We start from the raw sequence: 1,584 nt of genomic DNA on the forward strand, positions 1-1,584 counted from the left end.
GTTTCCCTTCGGGGGATTGGGGATTGGATGCACGGGATCTTCGGTGGTAGTAGTCAAGCGATGGGGTGACGCAGGAAGGTAGTGGGGCCAGTCAGTGGTAATACTGGTGTAAGCCTGTAGGGCGTGACATAGGTAAATCCGTGTCGCATGTAGCCTGAGAGGTGATGCGTACCCGTTGAGGGGAATTCCATGATCCTATGCTGCCGAGAAAAGCCTCTAGCGAGCTTTCACACGGCCCGTACCCCAAACCGACACAGGTGGTCAGGTAGAGAATACTAAGGCGATCGAGATAACTGTGGTTAAGGAACTCGGCAAAATGCCCCCGTAACTTCGGGAGAAGGGGGACCATGTCTGGTGATGGAATTTACTTCCTGAGCTGGGTGTGGTCGCAGAGACCAGAGAGAAGCGACTGTTTACTAAAAACACAGGTCCGTGCGAAGTCGTAAGACGATGTATACGGACTGACGCCTGCCCGGTGCTGGAAGGTTAAGAGGACCGGTTAGTCACTTCGGTGGCGAAGCTGAGAATTTAAGCCCCAGTAAACGGCGGTGGTAACTATAACCATCCTAAGGTAGCGAAATTCCTTGTCGGGTAAGTTCCGACCTGCACGAATGGCGTAACGACTTCTCTGCTGTCTCAACCACAGACTCGGCGAAATTGCATTACGAGTAAAGATGCTCGTTACGCGCGGCAGGACGAAAAGACCCCGGGACCTTCACTATAGCTTGGTATTGGTGTTCGGTTCGGTTTGTGTAGGATAGGTGGGAGACTGTGAAGCGGTGACGCCAGTTACTGTGGAGTCGTTGTTGAAATACCACTCTGATCGTATTGGATATCTAACCTCGGACCATGATCTGGTTCAGGGACAGTGCCTGGTGGGTAGTTTAACTGGGGCGGTTGCCTCCCAAAATGTAACGGAGGCGCCCAAAGGTTCCCTCAGCCTGGTTGGCAATCAGGTGTTGAGTGCAAGTGCACAAGGGAGCTTGACTGTGAGACTGACAAGTCGAGCAGGGACGAAAGTCGGGACTAGTGATCCGGCACCGGCATGTGGAAGCGGTGTCGCTCAACGGATAAAAGGTACCCCGGGGATAACAGGCTGATCTTCCCCAAGAGTCCATATCGACGGGATGGTTTGGCACCTCGATGTCGGCTCGTCGCATCCTGGGGCTGGAGTAGGTCCCAAGGGTTGGGCTGTTCGCCCATTAAAGCGGCACGCGAGCTGGGTTTAGAACGTCGTGAGACAGTTCGGTCTCTATCCGCCGCGCGCGTTAGAAACTTGAGGAAGGCTGTCCCTAGTACGAGAGGACCGGGACGGACGAACCTCTGGTGTGCCAGTTGTCCCGCCAGGGGCACTGCTGGTTGGCTACGTTCGGAAGGGATAACCGCTGAAAGCATCTAAGCGGGAAGCCTGTTCCAAGATGAGGTTTCTCACCCCCTCGAGGGGGTAAGGCCCCCGGCAGACCACCGGGTTGATAGGCCAGAACTGGAAGTGCGGTAACGCATGGAGGTGACTGGTACTAATAGGCCGAGGACTTTCTAACGAAGGTGCTACGCGTCCACTGTGCGGTTTCTGAAACAGCACAC

Annotated in this window: 1 rRNA gene (running past one end of the window); it reads left to right on the forward strand. The window is 54.9% G+C overall.

From position 1 onward, the window contains the following. Positions 1-1,541: ribosomal RNA gene (locus ACLQ3J_RS20905) — 23S ribosomal RNA — on the forward strand; it begins 1,692 nt to the left of the window's first position. The last annotated feature ends 43 nt before the right edge of the window (positions 1,542-1,584 follow it).

Origin of the sequence: Rhodococcus sp. DT1, from assembly GCF_049844875.1 — a bacterium.
In the GTDB taxonomy this organism is placed as follows: domain Bacteria; phylum Actinomycetota; class Actinomycetes; order Mycobacteriales; family Mycobacteriaceae; genus Rhodococcus.